19 protein-coding genes are annotated in these 24780 nt (G+C 39.0%); 5 read left to right on the top strand and 14 right to left on the bottom strand.

Annotation, left to right across the window (positions count from 1 at the left end; translation table 11 throughout):
- The 7 genes from FW754_RS12235 to hcaE form a co-directional block, all read right to left on the bottom strand.
- Positions 1–985: BapA/Bap/LapF family prefix-like domain-containing protein (locus FW754_RS12235; RefSeq protein ID WP_446324794.1), on the bottom strand; the 985-nt coding region annotated here is incomplete at its 3' end.
- A 611-nt stretch (positions 986–1596) separates the two neighbouring features.
- Positions 1597–2838 carry a 3-phenylpropionate/cinnamic acid dioxygenase ferredoxin--NAD(+) reductase subunit gene (hcaD, locus tag FW754_RS12230; RefSeq protein WP_446324793.1) on the bottom strand — a complete coding sequence of 414 codons (1242 nt, stop codon included), beginning with the start codon at positions 2836–2838 and terminating at the stop codon, positions 1597–1599.
- A 4-nt stretch (positions 2839–2842) separates the two neighbouring features.
- A complete protein-coding gene (locus tag FW754_RS12225) occupies positions 2843–3808 on the bottom strand; it encodes a 3-carboxyethylcatechol 2,3-dioxygenase (RefSeq protein WP_446324792.1) in 966 nt (321 codons plus the stop codon).
- Positions 3809–3977: 169 nt separating this feature from the next.
- Complete coding sequence (gene hcaB, locus FW754_RS12220) at positions 3978–4793, bottom strand: 3-phenylpropionate-dihydrodiol/cinnamic acid-dihydrodiol dehydrogenase (RefSeq protein WP_409512794.1); 816 nt, start codon at positions 4791–4793, stop codon at positions 3978–3980.
- A gap of 2 nt (positions 4794–4795) precedes the next feature.
- Positions 4796–5122: a 3-phenylpropionate/cinnamic acid dioxygenase ferredoxin subunit gene (hcaC, locus tag FW754_RS12215; protein ID WP_409512793.1), complete on the bottom strand. Its 327-nt coding sequence runs from the start codon at positions 5120–5122 to the stop codon at positions 4796–4798.
- Positions 5122–5640, bottom strand: coding sequence for a 3-phenylpropionate/cinnamic acid dioxygenase subunit beta (gene hcaF, locus FW754_RS12210; RefSeq protein ID WP_409512792.1), 519 nt, complete (start codon positions 5638–5640; stop codon positions 5122–5124). The genes hcaC and hcaF overlap by 1 nt, the downstream gene beginning before the upstream one ends.
- Positions 5637–7004 carry a 3-phenylpropionate/cinnamic acid dioxygenase subunit alpha gene (hcaE, locus tag FW754_RS12205; RefSeq protein WP_409512791.1) on the bottom strand — a complete coding sequence of 456 codons (1368 nt, stop codon included), beginning with the start codon at positions 7002–7004 and terminating at the stop codon, positions 5637–5639. The genes hcaF and hcaE overlap by 4 nt, the downstream gene beginning before the upstream one ends.
- Before the next feature lie 297 nt (positions 7005–7301).
- Between hcaE and hcaR the strand changes: the two genes are divergently transcribed.
- Positions 7302–8207, top strand: coding sequence for a DNA-binding transcriptional regulator HcaR (gene hcaR / locus FW754_RS12200; protein ID WP_409512790.1), 906 nt, complete (start codon positions 7302–7304; stop codon positions 8205–8207).
- 285 nt (positions 8208–8492) lie between these two features.
- Positions 8493–9164 (top strand): DUF1345 domain-containing protein, encoded by a 672-nt coding sequence (locus FW754_RS12195; protein ID WP_446324791.1) that lies wholly within the window; start codon positions 8493–8495, stop codon positions 9162–9164.
- 309 nt (positions 9165–9473) lie between these two features.
- Here the strand turns inward: FW754_RS12195 and FW754_RS12190 are convergent, their stop codons facing one another.
- The gene (locus FW754_RS12190; protein WP_446324790.1) at positions 9474–10331 is read right to left on the bottom strand and encodes an alpha/beta fold hydrolase; all 858 of its coding nucleotides are present in this window, start codon (positions 10329–10331) and stop codon (positions 9474–9476) included.
- 243 nt (positions 10332–10574) lie between these two features.
- Complete coding sequence (locus FW754_RS12185; protein ID WP_446324789.1) at positions 10575–11867, bottom strand: OprD family outer membrane porin; 1293 nt, start codon at positions 11865–11867, stop codon at positions 10575–10577.
- Between the two features lie 655 nt (positions 11868–12522).
- Between FW754_RS12185 and FW754_RS12180 the strand changes: the two genes are divergently transcribed.
- Both FW754_RS12180 and FW754_RS12175 read left to right on the top strand, forming a co-directional pair.
- Complete coding sequence (locus FW754_RS12180) at positions 12523–13869, top strand: amidohydrolase (protein ID WP_446324788.1); 1347 nt, start codon at positions 12523–12525, stop codon at positions 13867–13869.
- 144 nt (positions 13870–14013) lie between these two features.
- On the top strand, positions 14014–15198 hold the full coding sequence (locus FW754_RS12175) for a porin (protein WP_446324787.1): 1185 nt from the start codon (positions 14014–14016) through the stop codon (positions 15196–15198).
- An 83-nt stretch (positions 15199–15281) separates the two neighbouring features.
- Here FW754_RS12175 and dmpG read toward each other — a convergent pair whose 3' ends face one another.
- The 5 genes from dmpG to FW754_RS12150 all read right to left on the bottom strand — a co-directional run bounded on the left by dmpG (position 15282) and on the right by FW754_RS12150 (position 20426).
- Positions 15282–16301: a 4-hydroxy-2-oxovalerate aldolase gene (dmpG, locus tag FW754_RS12170; protein ID WP_419349605.1), complete on the bottom strand. Its 1020-nt coding sequence runs from the start codon at positions 16299–16301 to the stop codon at positions 15282–15284.
- An 11-nt stretch (positions 16302–16312) separates the two neighbouring features.
- Positions 16313–17215, bottom strand: coding sequence for an acetaldehyde dehydrogenase (acetylating) (locus FW754_RS12165; protein WP_419349603.1), 903 nt, complete (start codon positions 17213–17215; stop codon positions 16313–16315).
- A 112-nt stretch (positions 17216–17327) separates the two neighbouring features.
- A complete protein-coding gene (gene mhpD / locus FW754_RS12160) occupies positions 17328–18137 on the bottom strand; it encodes a 2-keto-4-pentenoate hydratase (RefSeq protein ID WP_446324786.1) in 810 nt (269 codons plus the stop codon).
- 532 nt (positions 18138–18669) lie between these two features.
- Entirely contained in the window at positions 18670–19338 is a 669-nt protein-coding gene (locus FW754_RS12155; RefSeq protein WP_446324785.1) for an HAD-IA family hydrolase, read from the bottom strand.
- Between the two features lie 125 nt (positions 19339–19463).
- On the bottom strand, positions 19464–20426 hold the full coding sequence (locus FW754_RS12150; protein ID WP_409512780.1) for an RluA family pseudouridine synthase: 963 nt from the start codon (positions 20424–20426) through the stop codon (positions 19464–19466).
- Positions 20427–21229: 803 nt separating this feature from the next.
- Between FW754_RS12150 and FW754_RS12145 the strand changes: the two genes are divergently transcribed.
- Positions 21230–24727 (top strand): Rne/Rng family ribonuclease, encoded by a 3498-nt coding sequence (locus FW754_RS12145; protein ID WP_446324784.1) that lies wholly within the window; start codon positions 21230–21232, stop codon positions 24725–24727.
- Positions 24728–24780 lie beyond the last annotated feature (53 nt).

Here is a 24780-nt window from a genome sequence, read left to right as displayed (position 1 = left end):
CACCTGGCTTGATTGGATCTATATCAATAATTGGTGCTTTGCCATCAACTTCTTCTTTCGCTATGCCTTCGTTGCCCGCAGGGTCTTTTGCTGTTGCAGTAACTTCTTCGCCATCTTTTAAGTTACCTGGATTTGGTACAGACCAATTACCTTTTGAGTCAGCAACAGCAGTCACTGTTGTGCCATCTGGGAAGTTAACCGTTACTTTTCCACCTGGCTCTGTCACACCTGTGATCGGATCTTTTTGATTGATCGGGTTAATATCTATAGCAGGTGGAATACCATCAACGGTTTCAGTATCTTCTGGTGACGTATTACCAGATGGATCTTTTACAACAGCCGTAACTTCATCTCCATCTTTTAAGTTACCGGGATTCGGTACAGTCCAATTGCCTTTCGAGTCTACAATTGCCGTTGCTGTCGTGCCATCAGGAAATTTAACAATAACCGTTCCACCTGGCTCTCCTTCACCTGTAATTGGACTTTTTGGATTGATTGGGTGAATAACGGGTTTTGATGGTGGTGTATTGTCACCATCATCTTTGTTATCATCACCAATAGCTGCCCCAAGTGCACCAAGTGTTGCACCACCACCCACCCACGGCAGGAGCATTGCAACCATATCATTATCATGATAAAGCAATGGATCAACATCATCAATTAAGTGATATTTAATCGTATCTGTAATTACACCATTAGAATCAGTAAATTCTGCCCAGAAAAGTTGTCCTGAGTCATCATCAAATACAATATTATTATCTACAGTATTATCATTATTAAAATAATTTTGAATAACAATTATTTCGCCCGTTTTGAGAACGATAATTGCTGAATTTCCTTCACGAGCAAATTTTGCGACATCTTCTTTGGGAATATCGATAACCACAACGGAGTTTTCCGTTAGATTAATCTCTTTCACTTGACTCGAGTCTAAAGTTTGTAAAACCTCATGACTGGTCTTAGAAATAATCGAGATATTCGGCATAAATTAAACCTCATAATAATTATATAAAAATGGTTATTTCTAATTTTTCATTCTGTTTTTGTTCTTACTGGCTATGAAAAAACGAACTTTTTATAAACAACCACCAAAGAACTGTGATTTATATCACACTAATTGTTTTTTTTGTATACTTGACTATTATGCAAATGTTGGAAAAATAAGTCTCGCTCACACTTCCAAAGAAAATAAAATTAAAATCAATAATTTAAAAAAATTATCCTATCTTTTTTTTTGTAAATTCCGATACATAACAAATAGAAAACACTCCTATAATGACAATAATGGTTGTTTTTAATCCCCCTATACACCTTCTTTAAAGATCTAATTTTAACTTTAATTTTTACAAAAATTTCAAGTAATAGAGTGATTTAATACGTTCTATTTTATAGACTTTTACATTTCACATAATCATTCAGCTATAGTCTTTTTTAATTGTGTTTATTCTTGTTTTTCAATAGGAATTGATCATCTAATAGATAGAAAATTATATTTTGAATACTTTTTCTACATAGATCAAAATTTACTTATTAGAGAAAAACAAGCCTAAAAAAACCCCCAATAAATTGAGGCTTTTAAAAAAAAATAATTTTGATTTACTTCACAATTTTACGTAAATCTTGACTCAAATCTAAATATTTTTCAGCTTCAAAAGATGCATTATTACTGATTAATTTTTTCAAAAAACGCATATCTTTTGCAGCATTCACTGTAATACCACCTACGATTACACCATCCGCCACACCAAACAATACAAATGAAGATTCATCACGTTGTTCAGCATTCATTTCACCACGAATAATCCATTCGTTTGCAGACATTTCACCGACAAATTGGTAGTTGATATTCAGCTGATCTGTCCAAAACCATCCAGGATTAATTGTCGGATGCTCAACACCCATGACATGACGGGCAAAAATACCAGCTTGAAGGTTAGCATTTTCCCACGTTTCAACACGGCGATGATTACCACAGTCACGTAGTTGCGATGCTACATCACCCGCAGCATAAATGTCTGGATTTGATGTTTGGCAGTTTTCATTCACTTTAATCGCAAAATCAACATCTAGCCCTGCGTCTACTGCAAGTTGTGCATTTGGCACAATACCAATGCCATAAATAACTGCATCGGCACGAAGCACTTCACCGCCCTCAAGGGTGATCACAATTTCTTCAGCACCTTGATTTTCTTCAATATAACAATTTGATATCGCTGTTGAAAGGCGTACATCTACACCGGCAAGGCATTGCTGTGCCAATAAAAATTCGCTCAAAATACGTGGTGATGAACGCCCCATCACCATTGCGCTCATTTCAATCACAGTCACATCACAGTCTTTAAAACGTGCTGATGATGCAAGCTCTAAACCAATTACACCACCACCGATCAAAATAATACGGCGACCTTTTTGAAGGACAGGAACTAAAGCTTGTGAATCTTCAAGGTTGCGTAACGTATAAACGTGTTTACCTAGAGCATCAAAGTTAGGTAAACGACGTGCAGCTCCTCCTGTTGCAAGCAACAATTTGTCATAAGCAACAACATCACCATTTTGAAGTTCAACAGTTTTCGCAGTCGCATTGATTTTTACAACGCCATTACCACGAATAGTTATCACCCCAAGATCTGCCAATTTTTCAGTTGAAAAAATTTCAATTTTGGTGTTTTCAGGTTTTAGAATCACATCTTTTGATAAGGGTGGACGCTCATAAGGCAGATGCGTTTCATCCCCAATTAAAATGATGTTGCCTTCGTATTTGTTGCTACGAAGTTCTAAAATTGCGCTCGCACCTGCTTGACCTGCACCTACGATAACAATGGTTTCGATGTTGCTCATAGTATTAACCTTTTAATTCTGCAGAAACAATGCCGAAGCCCGCAATCCACTCACTAATATCTTCATAGCAATGTGTGGTCATATCGTATTCACCAATTTCGTGAAGTGCAGCAAAGGCTGCCATCCATGAACGGACTTCTTGACCGCCACGACCACCATCACGGCGAATTTCATCTTCAGTCATGGCTTCAAGTGTGGTGAAATCTGCCTGTTTGAATTTTTCCAACAAGGCAATATCCCACTCAGGACTAAGCGGTACAGCCACAGAGGTATCACCTGCTGCTAACTTTTGACCCACTGCAATAATTTTTGCCTGACGGGCATTTCGTGCCTCATCTGTTGGGTTACGACCGGCAATTAAAAACTCTTCAACTGCTGGGGGTACTGAACCCATTTGTGGTGTTGGTGGGTCATGCGATAAACCACCCGTACCCAAAATCAGCACACGTTCATTTTCAAGATTTAATGATTTGATGAACTGCCCCACAGCACGACCCAAAGCCACTGTACGCTTTGTGGTTGGCATTGGCGCAGCAGCACCATTGATAAAAATGGGAATGGTTGGATAACGGTCTAGTTTACCATTACATAGGAAATGCAATGGTTGAGTCACTCCATGATCTGCCTGCATACGATATGAGTATGCAACATCAACCCCTTCATCTAACACACGGCGAACCAAGTCCAATGCTTTTTGTTCTGGCACATCAATTTTATTGTTCTCTTTTCCGTAATCCCAATCGCCTGCAGCTGTGGCACGAATACCCACACAGAAACTTGGCATTAAGTCATAAAAGAAGCCATTAAAATGGTCAGGTCCAAAAGTGATGATTAAAGTTGGTTCATAGTCTTTGACTTCTGCTGACAACCGTGTAAAAGCATCACGAACTTTTTGTTCCTGAGACTGATCCTGTGGTGAAGCAAATTCCATGAGCGGACTGTGCGAGGCACAAATGAGTTTAACGGGCATGTGAGACTCCGAAATAGAAGCAGTAATTGTGCCTCTTAATCCCCTCCGCCGCCCTTTTGAAAAAGAGTGATAACTTTCGAATATGAAATACCAATTAAAATTCGAGATACTCGCTTCTTTTTAAAGAAGGGTTGAGGAGAGATTAATCTGTTAATAGTTCAGTGAAAAATCATTCATCAAAGAATCCTGCGCGTGGTTGACGTAAACCACGAATGCCTAGACCACATTCCGCATTAATTAACACACCTGTGAGTGGGCGGTTATTGGCACGGGAAGCCAACAAGACGTATGAGCCTGTCATATCTTCAGGTTCAGGTAAAAAGCCTAAAGGCATACCACGACCAATCTTTTCTGGATCACGGACATCTAACAAACCGACATTTTCCTGACCTAATGATGCAGCACCTTTAATGTTGACATTCATACCCGATGGCGCTACTGCATTCACTCGTACTTTAGGCGCAAGCTCATAAGCAAGTTCTTTCATAATACCCACGCCAGCATGCTTAGATGCTGTATACACAGGACCTCCGCCTGCGGAGTACAGTGCAGAGTTAGACAAAGTAAATATGATAGAACCTTCAGAAGCGATCAATGCATCTAAAGCGGCTTTCGCACCTAAAATTAAAGACTTGGTGTTAATGCCCATAATTTCATCAAAAGCTTTTTCTAATTGCTCACCTGATGTATTCACGATATCTGCATAATGATCCCAGATACCTGCATTGCCAACGAAACAATCGAGTTTACCAAAGCGTTCTACAGTAGCATTTACAGCACGAAGATTGTCTGCATAGCTGACTACATCACCTTCAATAACAAAAACTTGATCACCAAAGTGTTCATTCAAAGCCAAGACTTTTTCTTTTGAACGTTGAAGAACCGCAACCTGTGCACCCTCTTCTATAAAGCGTTCAACTAAAGCCCAACCTAAACCAGAACCACCACCAGTGATCAGTACAACTTCGCCTTGTAGCCAACCCATGATTACTCTCCTGCCATTTCTACAAATAACTGACCATCTTCAACAATCACAGGGAATGTTTTGATTGGATCTGTTGCAGGCAAGCACAGTGCTTCGCCTGTTTTTAAACAGAAACGTGCAGAATGTAATGGACATTCAACCGTACCATCATCTTCAAGATAGCCTTCAGACATTGATGCATTACCATGTGAACAACGGTCATTCATAGCAAAGAACTCACCACCGTTGTTAAATACTGCAAGTGCTTCAATACCATTTATGCCACATTCAACTTTAAGCGCTTCACCTTCGTCTAATTCATCAATTTGGCAAACAAAAATTTTATTCATTAGAAAAACACGCTCAGATTATGTGAGTTATAAGTCACCTGATCTAAGGTGATCTTACGGTTGAAGATCTGAAAGCCTTGTTCAGAATTGACTGTACGAATTTTGTCGTGACGCTTACCACAGTAAATAGTCACATCTTTTTCTTTCTGCGTGCGATACAACAAATATGTCACGTAAACATCATATTCACCTTCAACATCAGTCGCTTCAACAATCACATTTGAAACCATGTGCGTTGTACGTGATGGAGGCTCTTCAGCCCACGCCATGCCTGTTTCTAAACGAGCAACTCGGCGTTCTAACAAGTCTTTAGTATCGTTAAATACCCAAGTCGTTGGTGGCTCAACTGAACGACGACGATCACGTGTTTGAGCGTTTGGAGTGGTACGTAAGGTATAAGAAATATCTTCTGCCAATACGCTTAACCAATCGCGGAATTTCCAGTCATCGAGCATTTTTGCTTCGCGATAAAGAAACTGACTGATTTGATAATGAAGTTCTAAACTGATTTGGCTCATTTCATTAGCCCCTTCTCATATTCATCAGCTGCTTTTTCTACATCTTCCCATTTTTCATGAATCAACAAATCTGCCCAACGACGGTACAAACCACGTGCTGCTGTTTCAGAAAAAATATAATTGGTAATGCCTGGAATGCCGTCTTCACGGACTTTCTCGTTACCCAAGCCCATTTCCATAATAAGTTGGTTATTACGTGCTTTATAACCACGAAGTACTTTTTGAATTTCAATCCAGTTTTCTGAGTCATCTTGCTCAAGGAAACCTGCTGGACCAAATGCACGAGTGGCTGAACGTTCAAATGCTTCTTTGACTTCTTGTGATGCTTCAGCATCTGCAATACAAAATGCCCAAACTTCAGTTTTATTTGGCCCACGTGGGTGCCATACACGAAGTGTTGCTGTACCGTTCAACCAAGACATGGTTGGGAACATGTTGTTGTGACCTGCCAAACGCAAAGCACGTGTTTCACCCAAACGCTCTTTCACTTCGTCAAAGGTTTCACGGAAATAATTGGCAACTTCACCATCGACCCAAACGTTTGCATCTGGCTTTTCAGTAAAGAAGAAACCTGAACCATGACCACGCGAACCGTATTGAACTGCATCTTTGGCTGTTTCCCAAACAGGACGAGCAGTTTGCGCAGCACCTAATTTTTTCGATGATTCATCATCTGGTTTTGCACCCAACACTTGAATTGCAGAAGCATGTGAAAACAAAGCGTGATATTGATCCGATGCAAACTGTTCAGCTGCAAATTTCCAATTACACTCAATTTCCCATTTGTGTACGCCACCAATGATTTCTGTACCACCCGGACGACGATCTACCACACCATCTAAATACCAAGCAATATCGCCCATGTATTCCTCTAGATCGGGTGTGCTTTCATCCCAACAACCGAAAATTAAACCTTTGTAGGATTTAACACGATTGACTTCGACTAGACCCCACTTCTCTTTGCATGCACCTTGTGGGAATGCACGATCTTCTAGTGGAATGTCTTTCAGTGAACCATCAACACCATATGACCAACCGTGATATGGACAAGTGAATGCGCGGGTATTACCACAGTCTGCAAAACTCACACGCATAGAACGATGACGGCATTGGTTTAATAATGCTTTGATTGAGCCATCTTTTTGACGCACCACGATAATCGGATCTTCACCCATATAGGTATTAAAAAAATCACCCGCTTTTGGAATTTGGCTTTCATGGCAAAGAAATAACCAAGTACGACCAAATACACGCTCAAGTTCCAGTTCATATAAATCTGGATCTGTATAAATGGACGGAGAAATACGGCCATTTTGTGCATCGACTAAAGCATCAATCTCACGCACATCAATTTTTTTACTCATGAAAGCTCTCCTGCGACAACCGTGGGGTCACAAACAAATTGACTCAACTTTGCACAGATCATCGCTTTTGAGGGGAGCTTTAGGGAAATATTTATTTTGTTTCAATTAAGATATTTTATGGATTACTACATTCATTATTTTCTATATAAAATTTTAAACATAAGTGAGAACTTCATTTATTTTCTAAATGGCACAATCATCTTCACGCCATACTTGTTTATAGATTATACTTTGACGAGATAAGAGTGATACATTTTTTAGATTACTCCCTGCAACTCAATCGATGGAATTGACTCTATGGAATTGCGCCACCTTCGATATTTCATCACTGTAGCTGAAGAACTTAATTTCAGTAAAGCAGCCCTCAAACTTTTTACCGCACAGCCCTCTTTGAGTCAGCAAATTAAAGATTTAGAAGAAGATGTTGGTGTTAGACTACTCAACCGAACTAAGCGTAAAGTCGAGCTCACCGAAGAAGGTGCTGTCTTTCTTGAGCAAGCTCGCTTAACAATGGCTCAAGCAGATAAAGCGATCGCAATGGCACGTCAAGTGTCTAAAGCCAAACAAAAGATGTTGCGAATCGGTTTTGTACCTGTTGCAGAGATGAAAGTCTTTCCTTATGTATTACCGAATTTACGGGTGCAAAATCCTGACCTTAAAATTGAATTGCTAAGCCTCAATAATGTTGAGCAAATGCGTGCCATTAAAAAGGGCGAGTTGGATATTACGTTTACCCGACATAATTTCCATAGCGATGAAATTGAAAGTAAATTTGTACTTCGTGAACCATTAATTTTCATTTTGCCTAAAGACCATCCTTTAGCAAAATATGAGCGTATTCCTGTTACAGCCCTCAATGGCATTGACTTTATTATTCCTGCAAAAGAGCAATCAAGTACTTTACATGATGTTATTTTAGATTTTGCAAAAGCGCATAGTATTGAGTTTAATATTGTACAAAGAGCTGACAATATTTTATTTAATATCAACTCAATTGGCATGGGTCTTGGTTGTACAATTCTGCCTGGTTATATCGCTCCACTGACCATGAACAATACTGTTATTCGTTCACTTGATGTTGAGTTGCCCTATTTAGATCTCTATGCAAGTTATCGTAAAGATCGAAATTCTGTAGCAGTCGATAAATTTATTGAACTGCTTACTCGTGTATTTTATTTAGATATCAACCGAACAGAAGGCTAGAATTTTATACCATTTTCTAAACACTCCATCCCCCATTATTTATTTTATAAATAATGAATACAAACAAGTGAGTACTTATTCACACTTTATAATTTTAATTCTAGTTGAATAATTCATCACTGATGAACTTAATTTATAAATTGAGTTCTTTTTAAACAGAAAAATCACACTTATAATCGAAATAGAATGTCTTTCTTACTACAACTTAAGTCTAATGATTTGAGCAGAACCTAATTTGATTATTTGTAATTAAATATCACCATTTAAAATGAGGTCATGTCTCTTATGACAATACATGCGCTTCATCATTTTAAAGTAGCTATACAATCACGTCCCTATTTTTTTATTAGTTTTCCATTGATTGCTATTTTATATTGCATCATCAACATAAGTACAAATTGGCAATGGTCAACTATACTTTTAATCAGTTGGAATATTGCAGTGGTGGTTTATCTCATACTCACCATGAAAGTCTTGTGGAGCGCAAATCATGCACATATTTTAAAACGTGCTCAGCAACAAGATGCCAGTAAGTGGTTGATTATTTTTCTCGTTGTTTTATCACTACTCATGTGTTTTATTGCGATTGTGATTGAATTGGTACATTTACCCGATATCGCCATCATTAAGATAGGACATCTTGTACTCGCAATTTCCACAATCATCTGTGCATGGTTATTTATGCATACTATTTTTGCCATTCACTATGCACATGACTTTTATTTAGCTGTTGCCAAACATCAGGATGGCGGATTAGATTTCCCTAAAACACCTGAACCAACATATCCTGACTTTATCTATTTTAGCTATGTTTGTGGAACTTCCGCACAAACTGCCGATGTCAATATCACTTCACGCTCCATGCGAATTTTAAACACGCTCCATATCCTTTTGGCATATGGATTTAACACTACAATTTTAGCGATTTGCATTAATGTCGCTGCGAGTTTTATTTGAGTGAAGTGTAATGCTATTGCCTATCCTACCAATCAGTTAAAGCCTTAAAATTCCTCTCAAACTCCCTATTAAATCCTCCCCAGCCCTCCTTTTTCAAAGGAGGGTGTTTCTTTCCACTAAATCGGATAAAGTTTGAGAAAAGTTCCCCTCTTTTTCAAAGAGGGGTTAGGGGAGATTTATATGGTTTGTAGAATCATTTTACTTAACTGATCAGCATTAGGACTCAGGGGGGATTTAATCAAACCAATAAAAAAGGACAGCTTTCGCCATCCTTCTTTTACTACAACATCTATAAAGTATTAAAAATACTTATACACCACGTGCAGTTAAATAATCTTTAATCACAGTATTAAACTCTTCGGCTTTCTCAACCTGAGACCAATGACCACACTGACTGAAAATGTGTGCATCGGCATGTGGCACAGTATTTAAAATATCCCACGAACGAGACACTGGAATCACCACATCTTGTACGCCATGAATTAAAAGTACAGGCACTGTAATGTCTTTCATTTTGTCAAAATCAAGCGGGAACTCGAACCGATCACGATCACGTGCGCCTACAACATCCATCAAACGATTCGATGCATAGTCATTTTCAGCAGAAGCAAAACGTACTTTAACTAATTCATCAGTGATTAAAGATTTATCTACAACGAACATAGATAAAGTCTTTTTAATCCCATCTACAGTTAACTCAGGATTTGCATGTGCTTTCAATGCCGCAGTTTGTTTCGCACCGCCTGTACCCATAGACACAATACCCAAAACACGGTCTGGATAATCAAGTGCAAATTGGAAAGCCAACCAACCACCTAAAGAATTGCCTACAATCCATGTTTTTTCGATACCCAAAGCATCTAAAGTACGTACAGCATGATCAACCCAAGCACGGATACCATAAGCAGTATTGGGTGCAACAACAGTTTGACCATAACCAATGGTGTCAATAGCGATACAGCGTGCTTGCTCACCAATTTGTGGCAAGTTCAACCACCAGTTTGCCGCCGCAGAAACACCAGTACCTGAACCATGTAAAAATAGGATTGGTGTACCTTCACCTACATCATGATAGTGCGTCAATTCACCTTCAGCAGTTTCAATCCATTTATCCTCTAAACCAAAGAACGCATCAGTCTTATATTCTGGGATTTGCACAGTACTCATACCTATTCCTTTTACAGCTTAATCTATGGGATGAATCTATTGAAATACATTTTGATAGATTCAAATTGCCTATTGAACAGCATAAATATACCTGTGAATGACAAGCAAATTGATACTTAATAACGATGAGAAACTACAAAATAACGATTATTTAAATTATTGTTTTATTTGATTATTTTGAATTTTAAAATAAAAACGTGTTGAATACTCAACACGTTGTTTATTCATCACAGACCTATTCGTTTAGAAGCGATAGCTATATGTTGTTGCTACTCGATTTTCTTGCAAATCTACAAAGCCTGGCACATTTGCATAGTTCACATTAATATACATCCACTGAAAACCTAAGCCTTTCAACTTCCCTTCAGGAACAACATAATTCACAATTAAGTTGTCTTCCTGCTCTTTGCCTCGTGTGCCATTATTATTTTGAATATTACTGCCATCATAATGACGTGCTGTCACAGTCAGTCCTTTTACAACAGTATCTTTAAAGTCATAGGTATAGCCCAAACTCCAAGAACGCTCATCCTTACGAATAAAGCTGGCTACAGACCAGTTCACCAAATAAGGCTGTGGCACCCAACCTGACAATGTTGGGAACATCGCATTTACATTACCCGTATCGCCAAAAATTTGCTGATAACCCACATCAATCGTATGGTTGTCATGTGTCCAAGCACCTTTTAACGACAGCGCTTGGTTATCAATCTCACCATAAATTGCATCGCCTGAATTTTGATTATCAAAATAACGAATGTGCGTGGCTATTTTATTATGCTCATCCAACTTTTTATTGAATGCAAAACCTAAATAATTTTGACGGTAAATATTGTCTACATCGGCGTAGAAATAGCTCGCTACCAGCTCAGGCGTAATTTGATAATCAACACCTGCTATAAGCATACTTTCGCTATCACCGACACGAACCTTACCTTTATCAGTATTCAGTTCATTTGGCCAAAGCCCAAAATCATGCACTTGGTTTTCATAACGTGCATTGATACCATCTAAATACCCCAAGGTGACTTTGGTATTTTTAAGGTCTTTAGACTCTAACCAAGCACCTTCAAAAGTCGTGAGCAATTGACGAGATGGGTCAAAATGCACTACAGGTGATACAGGTAAAATCTCACCGACTTTCAATTCAGTTTGGCCAATCTTCGCTTTTAGCGTTGCGCCTACTTTTAAGTTATCACGAGCTTGCTCTCTGCTATTGTAATTGTAAGGCATCACGTAATCATTATCGCCACGATCTCCGCTCAAGCGTAATGCATACTGTGCCAAAACATCAACACCAACTTTTACTGGACCAATCTCTGCATAACCTGATTTTGCATCAAGTGTTATTCCTTGCGACCAACTGCCAAAATCTTGTGGTTTAGTAGGATCAGGTTGGTCTAATTGGCGGTCTAAATAGAAGTTGCGTAATTTAAGTTGTACTTGACTGTCGTCAACAAAATCTGCGTAAGTCGCAGTTGTCCCTAAAAAAACTGTTACAGCACTCATTACTATCCATAGTGTTTGACGACGCATGACTAAATTTTCCAATCATCAGTTTAAGTGATGTATACATCATGCTGAACTCACTCAATTGAAAAAATCAGACTAGAGTATTAATATTTTCCCCCAACACAACTCAGTATTTATTGTTGCATAAATGCTTATACTTTTTAACACTAAGTGTTTTTTACACTTCGATCAGAAATCACAGGTAATTTTCTGTTTTATAGCTTATTTTTATAATTTAAATCATAAATATCACATAAAAATATTAGATTAATCGCTTTTAAGTTTAAGCGATTATTTTCATTTTTTATGCACAGCATTAAATTGATATAATTCAAATATCAGATCATCGCTTTATAATATATATCTAAGATTTTCAGCCTTTAAAAATAGATAAAAATTGTCCCATTAGATGTGTTTTATCTGCCTAATTTTTCAAATATATAAGTTGTCTTAAACCATTTTTTTGTGAATTGAAACATCATCAATATCTAATTATTCATTACCTTTTTTTAAAAAAAATATTTTAGCGCATAAGAATTCCAGCATTTTAGTGAAGTTCTGATTTCTTGTATCTTTAGCAAATACTTCACATAGATATTAATATACTTTTAAAGTTTTTGAATTTAAGAAAAAGAACCCTTACCCTTCTCATCGTTTAAAATGCAAAGGAAATAAGGTTATGAAAGGAATTCAAACACTATTTTTAACACTACCACTTATTGGTATGAGTCAAGTCAGTTCAGCAGATTGGATTAAAGACTCTGCTACTCAAGTTGAAGCCCAGACTATTCAACTCCGCCATCAAATTCATCAATATCCTGAACTTGGTAATATGGAATTCAAAACTTCTAAGCTTGTGCAAAAAGAGCTTAAATCGTATGGGATTGAAGTCAAAACTGGATTTGCTAAAACTGGTGTGATTGGTATTTTAAAAGGTGCATTACCTGGCCCTGTCATGGCACTTCGTGCAGATATGGATGCATTACCTGTACAGGAAAAAACTGGACTAAGTTTTGCCAGTAAAGAAAAAGCGCTTTACCAAGGAAAGCAAGAACCTGTGATGCATGCCTGCGGTCATGACACGCATACAGCAATGTTGCTCAGTGCTGCCAAAGTTCTAGCTGAAAATAAAGAGAAAATTGCGGGTACTGTTGTTTTTGTTTTCCAACCTGCTGAAGAAGGCGCAGCAGACATCGATAATTTTACCCAAGGTGACCAAATTGGTTCTCGTAAAATGATTGCCGATGGTGCATTTAAACAACACAAACCTGAAGTTATTTTCGGAATGCATGTGATTTCTGGTATGCCAACTGGCAACCTTTTTTATAAAAGTGGTGCGATTTTAAATAGTGCAGATGAATTCCGTATTAAATTAACAGGGCAACAAGTCCATGCATCTATGCCATGGGCAGGTACAGATCCAATCGTGGCATCGGCTCAAGTGATTAATAACCTACAAACGCTGATCAGTCGCCATTCAAACTTAACTAAAGGTATGGGCGTTGTCAGTGTAGGTAAAATTGCAGGTGGGACAGTAAGCAATGTTATTCCCGAAGAAGTATCGATGGCAGGGACTATCCGTACTAATCATGAAGACATCCGCCAGAATATATTGAAAAAACTCCCAGAAATGGTGAAATCTACTGCTCTTGCGAATAATGTCACAGCAAATGTTGAAATTTCATCTTATGCGCCTGTCACCAGTAACAATAAAACATTAACCGAACTTATAGCACCAGCACTTGAAACGGTGGTCGGCAAATCTCAATTACATCTTATGGATAACAATGCTAGCCCAAGCGAGGACTTTGCCTATTATGGGACATTAATGCCATCTCTATTTGTTTTCTTGGGTGCAACGCCTGACAACCAAGATATGGCTAAAGCGGCACCAAATCACAGCTCTGAATTCATTGTTGATGATGCAACTTTAAAAACTGGCGTAGAAACGCATGTTCGTTTCGTAATGAACTATCCTGCAATTGCTCAACAAGTACAAAGCGCATGGAAAGTGCCACAACATTGAGCCGATAAAACCCCTCTTGTTTCAAATTTAATCTAATCATTTCGTACAGCCTCAATACATCATTTTTTGTATTGAGTGCTTGTACTCTGCCTGCATTTTTACAGCAGTCATTAATACCTCCATCTTAAACAGGGACTTATTAAGATGAATAAAATTTTTACCCTTCTTGCGCTTTCTACACTCATCGGTACAGGTTCTGCACACGCAGGCACTATCAATATAGGTGACTCAAAAACGGATATCGGTAGTCTAAATATTGGCGGTGCTGTTCGTGGTGCTTATGTTTACAAAGATTTTGCTGATGATATGAGCGAAGGTTCGACCAATGGACAATTCAAATTCCTCGATATTAAACTGATGCTAAATTATGAAAATCCCAATTGGCTTGCCTCTTTCGAAGCTCGTTGCTACCAATATGATCGTTTATGTGATGCAGTCTTTATCCGTGACGCTTGGTTAGGCTATAAACTCAATGAACATAGCCGTATTTCAGCAGGTCAACAAGATGTTGAATTCGGTTTTGGTCGATACTGGGGTAACACCAACTATGGCTCTCTTTTCTCATCAATGGGTTTTGAAGGCGTAGAAAACGTCGGTGTTAAGTACAAGTTAAATCAAAATGATTATGCTTTTACACTCGGTTTTTATCCTAAAGATGGTGGTAATTTTAAAGGTGTAAGTAAAGACTCAAGCCGATATGGCGTGAGTTATGTCGAAGCTGATGATATTGAAAACGGGACACATATTGAAGAAGAAAATATCTGGGCAACACGCTTTGCTAAAACATTTAAAATTGATGCAGAAAAGAACTTTAAAACTGAAGTTGGTGCATCATATTTACACTCTGACCTAGACAATCGAATCAGTGGTGAAACGGGCAAACGAGACTCTTGGAATGCTTTTGCCACAACGGATTATCAAAACTGGCAGTGGTTGATTATCGCAGGACAGCAAAAAGTAAACAATGCAGATGCATTACGTCCAAATGATTCGACATTAGGTGCTCGCGATTTTTCTTATCAAGTTGCCAATGATGGCAACTTTATGTTGAACGAAATCAATTACTCGATCAAACAACCTTTTGAAAATGTTCCTGAAATTAAACCTTATCTATCTTATGGAAAATACTATAAAGATCAGCAAGGATATCTTGATTCAGAACGAATCAATGCTGGGGTGTATTTCTTTTATAAAGACATTGGTGTTCAAGCAGAATATATCATTAGTAAAAATGACCCTGCTGTTGGTGGCAGTAGCACTTCACTCGCTCAAGGTGATAATCAAGACATCAATAAAATGTTTGCCTTTTCAATTGGGTATTTTTTCTAAAACCTGCTTTCTAATATTCTATTTGTCTAATCCATAAAAATAAGTACAGGATAAATTTCCTGTACTTATTTCGTTAATCCGACTTAAGCATGCGCTTCTTTGGCTTTAGACATAGTCAATGCTAAATCTTCAATCATATCTTCCTGACCACCAACCGTACCACGACGCCCTAACTCCATCAAAATATCACGTGCAGATACACCATATTTTGCTTCAGCGCGTTTTGCAAACAATAAGAAAGATGAATAAACACCCGCATAGCCTAACGTTGCTGCATCTCGGTCTGCACGAATTGGATTGTGCATCATTGGAATAACAAGGTCTTCTGCAATGTCTTGTACTTTAAACAAGTCGATGCCAGTTTCCATTTTCATACGGTTAGCAACAGCGACAAACAATTCAAGCGGTGTATTGCCTGCGCCTGCGCCAAGACCAGCAGATGCCAAGTCAATACGTATTGCACCTGCATTTACAGCTGCAACAGAATTTGCCACACCCATACCTAAATTATGATGACCATGGAAACCAATTTCTATATTTGAATCTAAACTTTGACGTAAAGTATCAATACGATCTGTGACATCATTTGGCAACATATAACCAGCAGAATCGGTTACATAAATACAGTTTGCTCCATAAGATACCATCTTTTTCGCTTCTTCTAGAAGATGCTCAGGAGATGCCATATGCGCCATCATCAAAAAGCCTACAGTATCCATACCCAACTTACGAGCAGCAGTAATATGCTGTTCTGAACAATCTGCTTCTGTTGAATGTGTAGCCACACGAATGGTAGAAACACCAATTTCATGCGCCATATGCAAATGATCAACCGTACCAATTCCAGGAAGTAACAATGCAGTGACTTTGGCATTTTTCATCAACGGCACAACAGCAGATAAATACTCTTCGTCCGTTGCAGCAGCAAAACCGTAATTTACTGAATTTCCACCAAGACCATCACCATGTGTCACTTCAATCAGTGGGACTCCAGCATCATCAAGTGCAGTTGAAATGGCAATCATTTGCTCAATAGAGGTTTGATGACGCTGCGGATGCATACCGTCACGTAGTGTCATATCATTAATAATAATTTTAGACATAGTATTCATCCTTAAGCTTCAGTGGTTTGATTCGCAATGAGACGTTCAGCAAACATTTCAGCAGTACGTGCAGCAGCTGCCGTCATAATGTCCAAGTTCCCAGCATATTTAGGTAAATAATCACCCAAACCTTCAACTTCTAAGAAAATTGAAACACGGTTACCATCAAATACAGGACCATTTACAAGTTTATAACCTGGAACATATTTTTGAACGTCCTTAATCATGGCATGCACAGATTCCGTAATTGCAGCCTGATCAGGCTCACCTTCAACTAAGCAATGTACGGTGTCACGCATCATGAGTGGCGGCTCAGCAGGGTTAATGATAATGATCGCTTTACCTGCTTTCGCACCGCCAACCTGCTCAATTGCACCCGCCGTGGTACGAGTAAATTCATCAATATTTTTACGTGTCCCTGGTCCAACAGATTTTGTCGATACAGTGGCAATAATTTCGCCATAGTTCACAGACTGAACACGTGAAATAGCAGCAACCATTGGAATTGTTGCTTGACCACCACATGTCACCATATTCACATTCGGTACTTCGCCTGCTTCAAGCAAGGCTTCAAGATTGACTGGCGGTACACAAAATGGACCGATTGCAGCAGGTGTTAAGTCGATCATCAACACGCCAAGTTCATTTAACTTACGACTGTTTTCAGCATGCACATAGGCAGATGTTGCATCAAAAGCAATTTTGATTTCATCTTCTAGAACGTGAGGAAGTAACCCATCAACACCATCACTTGTGGTTTTAATACCCATTTTTTCAGCACGAGCCAAACCTTCCGATGTTGGATCAATACCCACCATCCATACTGGCTCCAACCATTCACTGCGTTGTAATTTATAAAGTAAATCTGTACCGATATTACCTGGACCAATCAAGGCACATTTAATTTTTTTCATGAACGATATCTCTTCAAAATAGCGTGATCAGACAGCACTCAAAAACTCTTACTTTTCTTTTTAATTGAAAATGTAGTCAGTTTTAATGAATTCATACTGTCGATGTAAAATCTTATTCCGCAGCGAATGCCGCAGTTACTGAACCAAAACCTTCAATTTCAACAAGGAATTCATCACCGGCATTGGCAACAACCATTGGCCCAAGCGCACCTGTTAAAATGATGTCACCTGCAAGTAATGGACGACCACGGCGTACCATCTCATCGGCAAGCCATACAGCAGCATTGAGTGGATTTGATAAACATGCTTTACCGATACCTTGAGAAACCACTTCCCCACGACAAGTCATAGTCATTTTGCAATTTACAAGGTCAAGATCTTCAAGTTTCACAGGACGTGAACCCAAAACATAAGCTGCAGAAGATGCGTTATCTGCAACGGTATCAATCAATGAAATTTTCCAATTTTCAATACGGCTATCGACTACTTCTACAGCAGGCAATGCATATTCAGTTGCACTGATAATATCTGCGTAAGTGTGTTTTTCTTGAGTTAAATCTTTATTGATAACCAAAGCAATTTCAGCTTCAACTTTTGGCTGAATCAGTAATCCTGCCGGAATCGCTTCGCCATCGCCATACGACATGTCGGCGAATAACATACCAAAATCAGGAGAGTCCACACCCAATTGCTTTTGTACCGCAACTGATGTTAAACCAATTTTACGACCCACCAAACGACGACCTTCAGCTAACGCACGTTGTGTATTTACTTCTTGCACAGCATAAGCAATATCCACATCTGCACTTTCACCACCCAATTGTGGGCGCACAGGTGCAATCGCATTTTTTGACAATTCAGCTTCTCTTAAAGCCAAAGCAACCACTTCAACACTTGTTTCAACAACAGCAGAATTCGACATCATGTTTCCTTAAACTGCAAAATGGGTCAGTCACGTTTTAGAGGGCTGAATTTCTACATATAACATGTGAAATTTGGCGTAAATATGGTGCAGATCATCTATGCAGTTTACCCACATCTAACCACTTCATATTTTAAAACGTGTACTTTTATAAACAGTTTAAGCATCGAGAAATTGCTGTTTTTGTGCCAATACTTATTTTATTTATGACAATAGTTAGAACCTATAAATCTTGTCTACCGTTTAGACTGAAACAAACATGTTTTAAAAATCAATAACAAAAGTAATTTAAGTATTCAATATTCATTATTTATCCTTTTTGAAAAAAATAGCATCTACGACTAAATGCTAATAAGGTGAATTTTAAAACATCCTCAATCTGTAAAAACTCAAATAGCATTTGATTGATGACGAATATAAATAACACCGAAAAATATGCAAAAAAAAGCCGTATTTAAAAGTTAAAACTTTCCAATACGGCACTGATTCATTCAAAATATATTTTATTTTAAATACACATAAAATCGGAAACTTAGATTGCCTCTTTCATGCGTATTTGTGCATTTAAAAATTGATGTAAAGTAGCGACATCAGCTACAACGGCTAATGGATTAAATGACTGTAAAACTGCGGGCGTATGCACGCCATAATTCACACCCACACGAGGCATCGCAATATTCTGAGCCATTTCTAAATCATAAGAAGTATCACCAACCATAATCGCATGTTCAGCTTTTACACCTGTAAATTGTAAAATTTCAGCTAACATCAGCGGATCAGGTTTTGACTTAGTTTCACTTGCAGCACGAGTAATTTCAAATAAATCCTGACTTTGTGTTTGCGCTAAAACACGATCAAGACCACGGCGGCTTTTACCGGTTGCGACTGCCAATTTTACATTTTGACTTTTTAAGTCCTGCAACATTTCAGCCACACCATCAAACCAACGATCATCTGTAGAATTTACAACATAATGATCGCCATAACATTTTAGAATATCAGCATGTAGCTCAGGCACTTGAGGAAATAAAACTTGCGCCACCTCAGGTAAACCTAAACCTATGATACTTTTAGCATCTGCTTCTGTCAGTGGTTGATCAAACTGTTTTGCAGCAAACATTAAGCTCGCCACAATTTGTCCAACTGAGTCAAATAGTGTTCCATCCCAGTCAAAAATAATCAGTTCCACAGGTTTTTGCATGATGACTCCAATATTTGATTCAACTGATAATCTTCTCTTTGATCTAAGAGCATTTCCCTCTTTTAAAAAAAGAGGGATTAAGAGAGATTTAAAATAATAATGACACAGTGACTCATTTAAATTTTTCATTCATCCAAATTTGTCGGTGTTTCTTTGTCTTTTTTCTGCGCACGGAGCTGAGCAATTAAACTTTGCATATCTTCAGGCATCGGTGCTTCAATCACAGGATAACCTGGAATTTCTAAACGCATTGCATGTAGACATAAACGGCGTGCTTTTGGTCCACGATATTCTGTTTCATGACCATATTTATCATCACCAATAAGTGGATGACCAATGCTCAAGCCATGTACACGAATTTGATGGGTACGACCTGAAAGTGGTGATGCATACACAAGTGTTGCATGCATAAAACGTTCTTGTACATTCCACTGTGTTTTCGACTCTTTACCTTCTGTCGATACACGTACACGGCGTTCGCCATTTGATAATTCATAACGATGCAATGGTTGATCAATCAATTGACGATCTAAACTTACCTGACCTTTAGTAATCGCTGCATAGGTTTTTTTAATTTTATGTTCACGTAAAAAATCTTGTAGCGTTTTCAAAGTACTACGCTTTTTAGAAATCATGACCAAACCAGATGTATCACGGTCAATACGATGAATCAGCTCTAAATACTTTTTACCTGTTGCCGCACGTAAGCCTTCAATTAGACCATACGCCACGCCACTACCGCCATGTACGGCAATACCTGAAGGTTTATTGACAACTAATAAACCTTCATCTTCATACACGACACGAGTAAGCAAACTTTGTGCAACTTTATCAGATACAGGTGCAGCATCTTCTTTCTGTTCAAAGAAAATTGGTGCAACACGAATTTGATCGCCAATTGCAAGTTTGCTTTCAGCTTTAACACGTTTCTTATTGACCCGTACTTGTCCTTCACGAATTAAGCGATAAATGCGGCTTTTTGGCACACCCTTAAGGCGAGAAAATAAGAAATTATCAATCCGTTGACCCTCTTGATACTCGTCAACTTCAAACCAAGTTACATTTTGCCATTCTTGCGTAGAATTCATACAGTTAGGAGATCCAATAAAAAACGAAATTTTGATTAAAAACTGATCATTTAGACTATACTTTTCATACAAAATAAGCCTCTAGCCCATAGGCAGATGATTCAAGGTTTGCTATAGTCAGCGCACGGATACCACCGTAAGTGAAATTTAGTGTGATCTTTTTCAAAAAATGAGAATGTCGCACACAGTATAAAATTCACGACAGATACGGAAAGGTCCCAAAAGAATATGCCGACGCCGAAGGCTTTATTATATCGGCAAAAAGACAAACTGTTGCGTTTAATTGTATTTAAAGTACAAAAATCAGTTTGTTTAAAAATATATGTCGCCAAACTGGTCATAGTCCAGCGATTGGTTTTAAACATAAACTGAAACACATCAGACAAGTTGCTTTCTTTAGAGTGTTATTCAGGACATAAGTGATTGAGGCATTGGAACTGCACATTTTGTAAAGATACGATGATAATTCCGTATCAAGACGCTCTCCAAATAGAGACGCTCTTCGAGCAATGTGACAGTGGAAAGACGACTACATTCAGTCATCCAATGCACCACTTCAAGTACCAGTGAAAAACTCAAAACTTTAATTGTGCAAAGATTAAAGAAGTAACGCAGCATCAAGCAAGATAGATCGGTATCAAAACCAACTTAAGTATCTAAAAATACAACAAGTTGGTTGTAACCTTAAATCATCAAGGATGTTTCTATGATTTAAGTGTTGATCCACCCAAATTGTAGATGTTCGCTTCACTTAAAATAGCGATTTGTCGGTGTGAATCACTACACTATTAGGTGTTACACCCATGAAACGTATGCTGATCAATGCAACACATGCCGAAGAAGTTCGCGTTGCACTCGTTACTGGTCACCGTCTATATGATTTCGATTTAGAAAATCGTACGCGTGAACAAAAGAAAGCCAATATTTACAAAGGTCATGTGACTCGCGTTGAACCCTCGCTTGAAGCTGTATTCGTAGAATATGGCGCAGGTCGTCAGGGCTTCCTATCGATGCGTGAAATTGCCAATACTTACTACAAAGCCGATCCTCGCCAAACAAGCAACATTCGTGAACTCATCACTGAAGGTACAGAGCTGTTGGTTCAAGTTGAAAAAGAAGAACGTGGTAATAAAGGCGCTGCACTTTCAACTTATATTTCACTTGCTGGTCGTTATTTGGTTCTTATGCCAAACAACCCGAAAGGTGGCGGTATTAGCCGTCAAATTTCAGGTTCTGTACGTGAAGAATTGAAAAATATGCTTGCATCGCTCAATACACCTCGTGGTATGAGCGTGATTGTACGTACTGCAGGTATTGGTCGCAGCCAAGAAGAATTGCAATTAGATTTGCAACACTTACTTGATCTGTGGGCACAAATTCAAAATACTGCAACATCAGGTCCATCGCCAATGTTGGTTCATCAAGAAGCGGGCGTGGTAACACGTGCAATTCGTGATTATTTACGTGATGATGTTGCTGAAATCCTAATTGATAATGAACAAGCATTTGGTGAAGCGTATAACTTCGTTAAAGCAGTTATGCCAAATCAGTTAGACAAGTTAAAAACATATACATTAAACGAACCATTGTTTGCACATTTCGGTATTGAAAGCCAAATTCAGACAGCCTACGAGCGTGAAGTTAAACTTCCTGCTGGTGGTTCGATTGTGATTGATCAAACTGAAGCATTGGTTTCAATTGATATTAACTCTGCAAAATCAACTCGTGGTCATGATGTTGAAGAAACAGCATTAAACACGAACCTTGAAGCAGCAGAAGAAATTGCGCGTCAATTACGTTTACGTGATATTGGCGGTCTTGTGGTGATCGACTTTATTGATATGACCAAAGAGCGCAACCAACGTATGGTTGAAGCCAAACTTCGTGAAGCAACACAAAGTGACCGCGCTCGTATCCAATTCGGACAATTGTCTCGTTTTGGCTTAATGGAAATGAGTCGTCAACGCCTGCGCCCTTCTCTTGAAGAGGCAACGGGTTATGTATGCCCTCGTTGTCATGGCACGGGTATGGTTCGTGACTTACGTTCTTTATCTTTATCCATTATGCGTAAGGTTGAAGAGATTGCATTACGTGAACGTCACGGTGAAGTTCAAATTCAAGTCCCTGTTGAAATTGCTGCATTCTTATTGAATGAAAAGCGTCACAGCCTTGTTTATTTAGAACAAACTTCGGGTGTACGTGTCACTGTATTGCCACATCCACATTTAGAAACGCCACATTACGAAATTTCATATAATCCTGAAGGCTTTGCACCAACAAGCTATGAGCGTACTGAAGCAACACGCTTAAGCGAAAAAGAGTTGGGTTATGAGTCATCTGAGTGGCACTTAGAAGAAGAGCATGTTCATACAGCAGCTCCTGTTCAAAGTAATAACAATAAATCACAAAGAAAACCGACTGCACAGCAACCCGTTCAACAACAAAATGCTCAGCAATCACAACAACGTGTTCAACAACAGCGCCCTCAACAGCGTCAGCAAAATGTTCAAGCACAAGCAGAAGTTGCATCATCAAGCCCATGTGCTTGGTTAGAAAATTTGTTTGTACAAAAACAAGCGCGCACTGTAGATCAGTCACGTACGGCAAACAATGCAGCAGCAGCAATTGAGCAAATGATCAATGGCGGTGCTGTGAGCCGTGGTCAGTTTGGTCAGGTCAATACCAACACAACCGTCAATACACCTGTTGCAACTCCTGCTGTTGTAGAGACTGCTCCTGTTGCTGAAACCAATGCTTATTTGTCTCCTGCTCGTGCACAAGACAATCAGCAACATCACTACACTGAAAAATCTTATGAAAAATCAGTAGAACGTGATGACAAACCTCAGCGTAACAACAAAAAACGCAACAATCCAAATCACAAACAAAAAGAAGTTCGTGAGCAAGCACCTGAACAACATCATCAGGTGATTGAGGAAGTTGTACAAACACCTCGTCAGGAACAGCGTCACGAGCAACGCCAAGAACCACGTGAACAACAAAAGCGTCCAAACCCAAAATCACGTCATGAGCGTCAGCAACAAGATCGTGAACAACAGTTTGATGCTCCTGTTGAACAACAATCTGTTCCGCGCCGTGACCGTAACAATCAACAACGTCCAAACCGACCAAACCGTCACCGTGACCCAAATGTCTTCAATGAAGATCAGCAAAGTCAAAGTAATGCCCCTGTTGCACAAGCAGTAGAAAAAGTTGCACCACAACTAGCGCAGGTAAAAGTCGACCTTGTTGATGCACCACGTCATGACAACATGAAAACTGCAATGGTCGTTAATGTTGATAATGAACGTAGTGAAATTGTTGCATTAGCACCACAGCACGTTAAAGTCGCAGCGCAAGTCCAAGCTCAACCTATCGTAACGGCTGAAGTTGTTGCAACCGTTGCTGAAGTTATCGTTGAAGCAGAAGTACCACGTACACCTGCAACAACTAAACAAGAGAAATCACGTTCTACAGACATTCGTGCGAGCAATGATCCACGTCAACGTCGTCGTCAGCAACGTGAAGTCGCAAAAACCAAAGCTGCTGCACCAAAGTTAAACCCTTCACAAGTTCCAACTTTAGGTCAGTACACGATTGGTAGCTTAATCCGCCATGTTTATGGTAACGATTGTGCCGTTCTGATTGAACAGTTTGGTTTAATTCCAACATTTAACCGTGCTTTGCTTAAATTCACAGAAGAGTTTGCAGCAAACTTAACGGCTGAAACTGTTGAAGTCGAAGTAGAGAAAAAGCCTGTTACTCGTGATGCTGTTGTGACTCAAGTCAAAGTTGAGGCAGAACCTGCACCTATGCTTGATCTAACACCGCCAAAAGCTGTGTCTGATACACGTGTAGCAAATGATCCTCGTGAACGTCGTCGTTTAGCAAAACAAGCAGCTGAGCAAGCACACGAACAAGCAAAGCATGCTCACATTGAAGAAGTGGCCCAACCAAGCGTTGAAGTAACCGAAACAGTAGTTGAAGATGTTGTTATTGCTGATGCTGCTGTAACAGAAACTGCCCAAGCTGAAACTGTTCAAGCAGAAGAATCTACCGTTGAAGCAATTATAGATGCTGCTCCTACTGAAGAAGAAACTGTTACGATTGATTCAGCCGTTACACCGACTGAATCAACTGGAATTGCTCTAACTGAATCGGTTACTAAGCAAGCCGTCAGTACAGATGAAGCACAAACAGACACATCTAGCGAAACAACAGATAAGGTGGATGATGAAAAACCTGTTCGCCCACGTCGCCCACGTGGTCGTCCACCAAAGAAAACACCAGTCGCAGAGTGATTGATCTTTAGATCAATTGCACAAATGCGATAAAATAAAAAAAACCAGTCATT

It is taken from the genome of Acinetobacter sp. 1207_04 (genome assembly GCF_052850415.1).
The sequence above is the reverse complement of the archived record's forward strand: the minus strand, read 5'-3'. Positions and strand labels throughout refer to the sequence as shown.

Excerpts from the sequence above, each read along its gene's own strand:
- hcaD (WP_446324793.1), bottom strand. The coding sequence starts at position 2,838 with ATGAGCAACATCGAAACCATTGTTATCGTAGGTGCAGGTCAAGCAGGT.
- FW754_RS12225 (WP_446324792.1), bottom strand. The coding sequence starts at position 3,808 with ATGCCCGTTAAACTCATTTGTGCCTCGCACAGTCCGCTCATGGAATTT.
- hcaB (WP_409512794.1), bottom strand. The coding sequence starts at position 4,793 with ATGGGTTGGCTACAAGGCGAAGTTGTACTGATCACTGGTGGTGGTTCT.
- hcaC (WP_409512793.1), bottom strand. The coding sequence starts at position 5,122 with ATGAATAAAATTTTTGTTTGCCAAATTGATGAATTAGACGAAGGTGAA.
- hcaF (WP_409512792.1), bottom strand. The coding sequence starts at position 5,640 with ATGAGCCAAATCAGTTTAGAACTTCATTATCAAATCAGTCAGTTTCTT.
- hcaE (WP_409512791.1), bottom strand. The coding sequence starts at position 7,004 with ATGAGTAAAAAAATTGATGTGCGTGAGATTGATGCTTTAGTCGATGCA.
- hcaR (WP_409512790.1), top strand. The coding sequence starts at position 7,302 with ATGGAATTGCGCCACCTTCGATATTTCATCACTGTAGCTGAAGAACTT.
- FW754_RS12195 (WP_446324791.1), top strand. The coding sequence starts at position 8,493 with ATGACAATACATGCGCTTCATCATTTTAAAGTAGCTATACAATCACGT.
- FW754_RS12190 (WP_446324790.1), bottom strand. The coding sequence starts at position 10,331 with ATGAGTACTGTGCAAATCCCAGAATATAAGACTGATGCGTTCTTTGGT.
- FW754_RS12185 (WP_446324789.1), bottom strand. The coding sequence starts at position 11,867 with ATGCGTCGTCAAACACTATGGATAGTAATGAGTGCTGTAACAGTTTTT.
- FW754_RS12180 (WP_446324788.1), top strand. The coding sequence starts at position 12,523 with ATGAAAGGAATTCAAACACTATTTTTAACACTACCACTTATTGGTATG.
- FW754_RS12175 (WP_446324787.1), top strand. The coding sequence starts at position 14,014 with ATGAATAAAATTTTTACCCTTCTTGCGCTTTCTACACTCATCGGTACA.
- dmpG (WP_419349605.1), bottom strand. The coding sequence starts at position 16,301 with ATGTCTAAAATTATTATTAATGATATGACACTACGTGACGGTATGCAT.
- FW754_RS12165 (WP_419349603.1), bottom strand. The coding sequence starts at position 17,215 with ATGAAAAAAATTAAATGTGCCTTGATTGGTCCAGGTAATATCGGTACA.
- mhpD (WP_446324786.1), bottom strand. The coding sequence starts at position 18,137 with ATGTCGAATTCTGCTGTTGTTGAAACAAGTGTTGAAGTGGTTGCTTTG.
- FW754_RS12155 (WP_446324785.1), bottom strand. The coding sequence starts at position 19,338 with ATGCAAAAACCTGTGGAACTGATTATTTTTGACTGGGATGGAACACTA.
- FW754_RS12150 (WP_409512780.1), bottom strand. The coding sequence starts at position 20,426 with ATGAATTCTACGCAAGAATGGCAAAATGTAACTTGGTTTGAAGTTGAC.
- FW754_RS12145 (WP_446324784.1), top strand. The coding sequence starts at position 21,230 with ATGAAACGTATGCTGATCAATGCAACACATGCCGAAGAAGTTCGCGTT.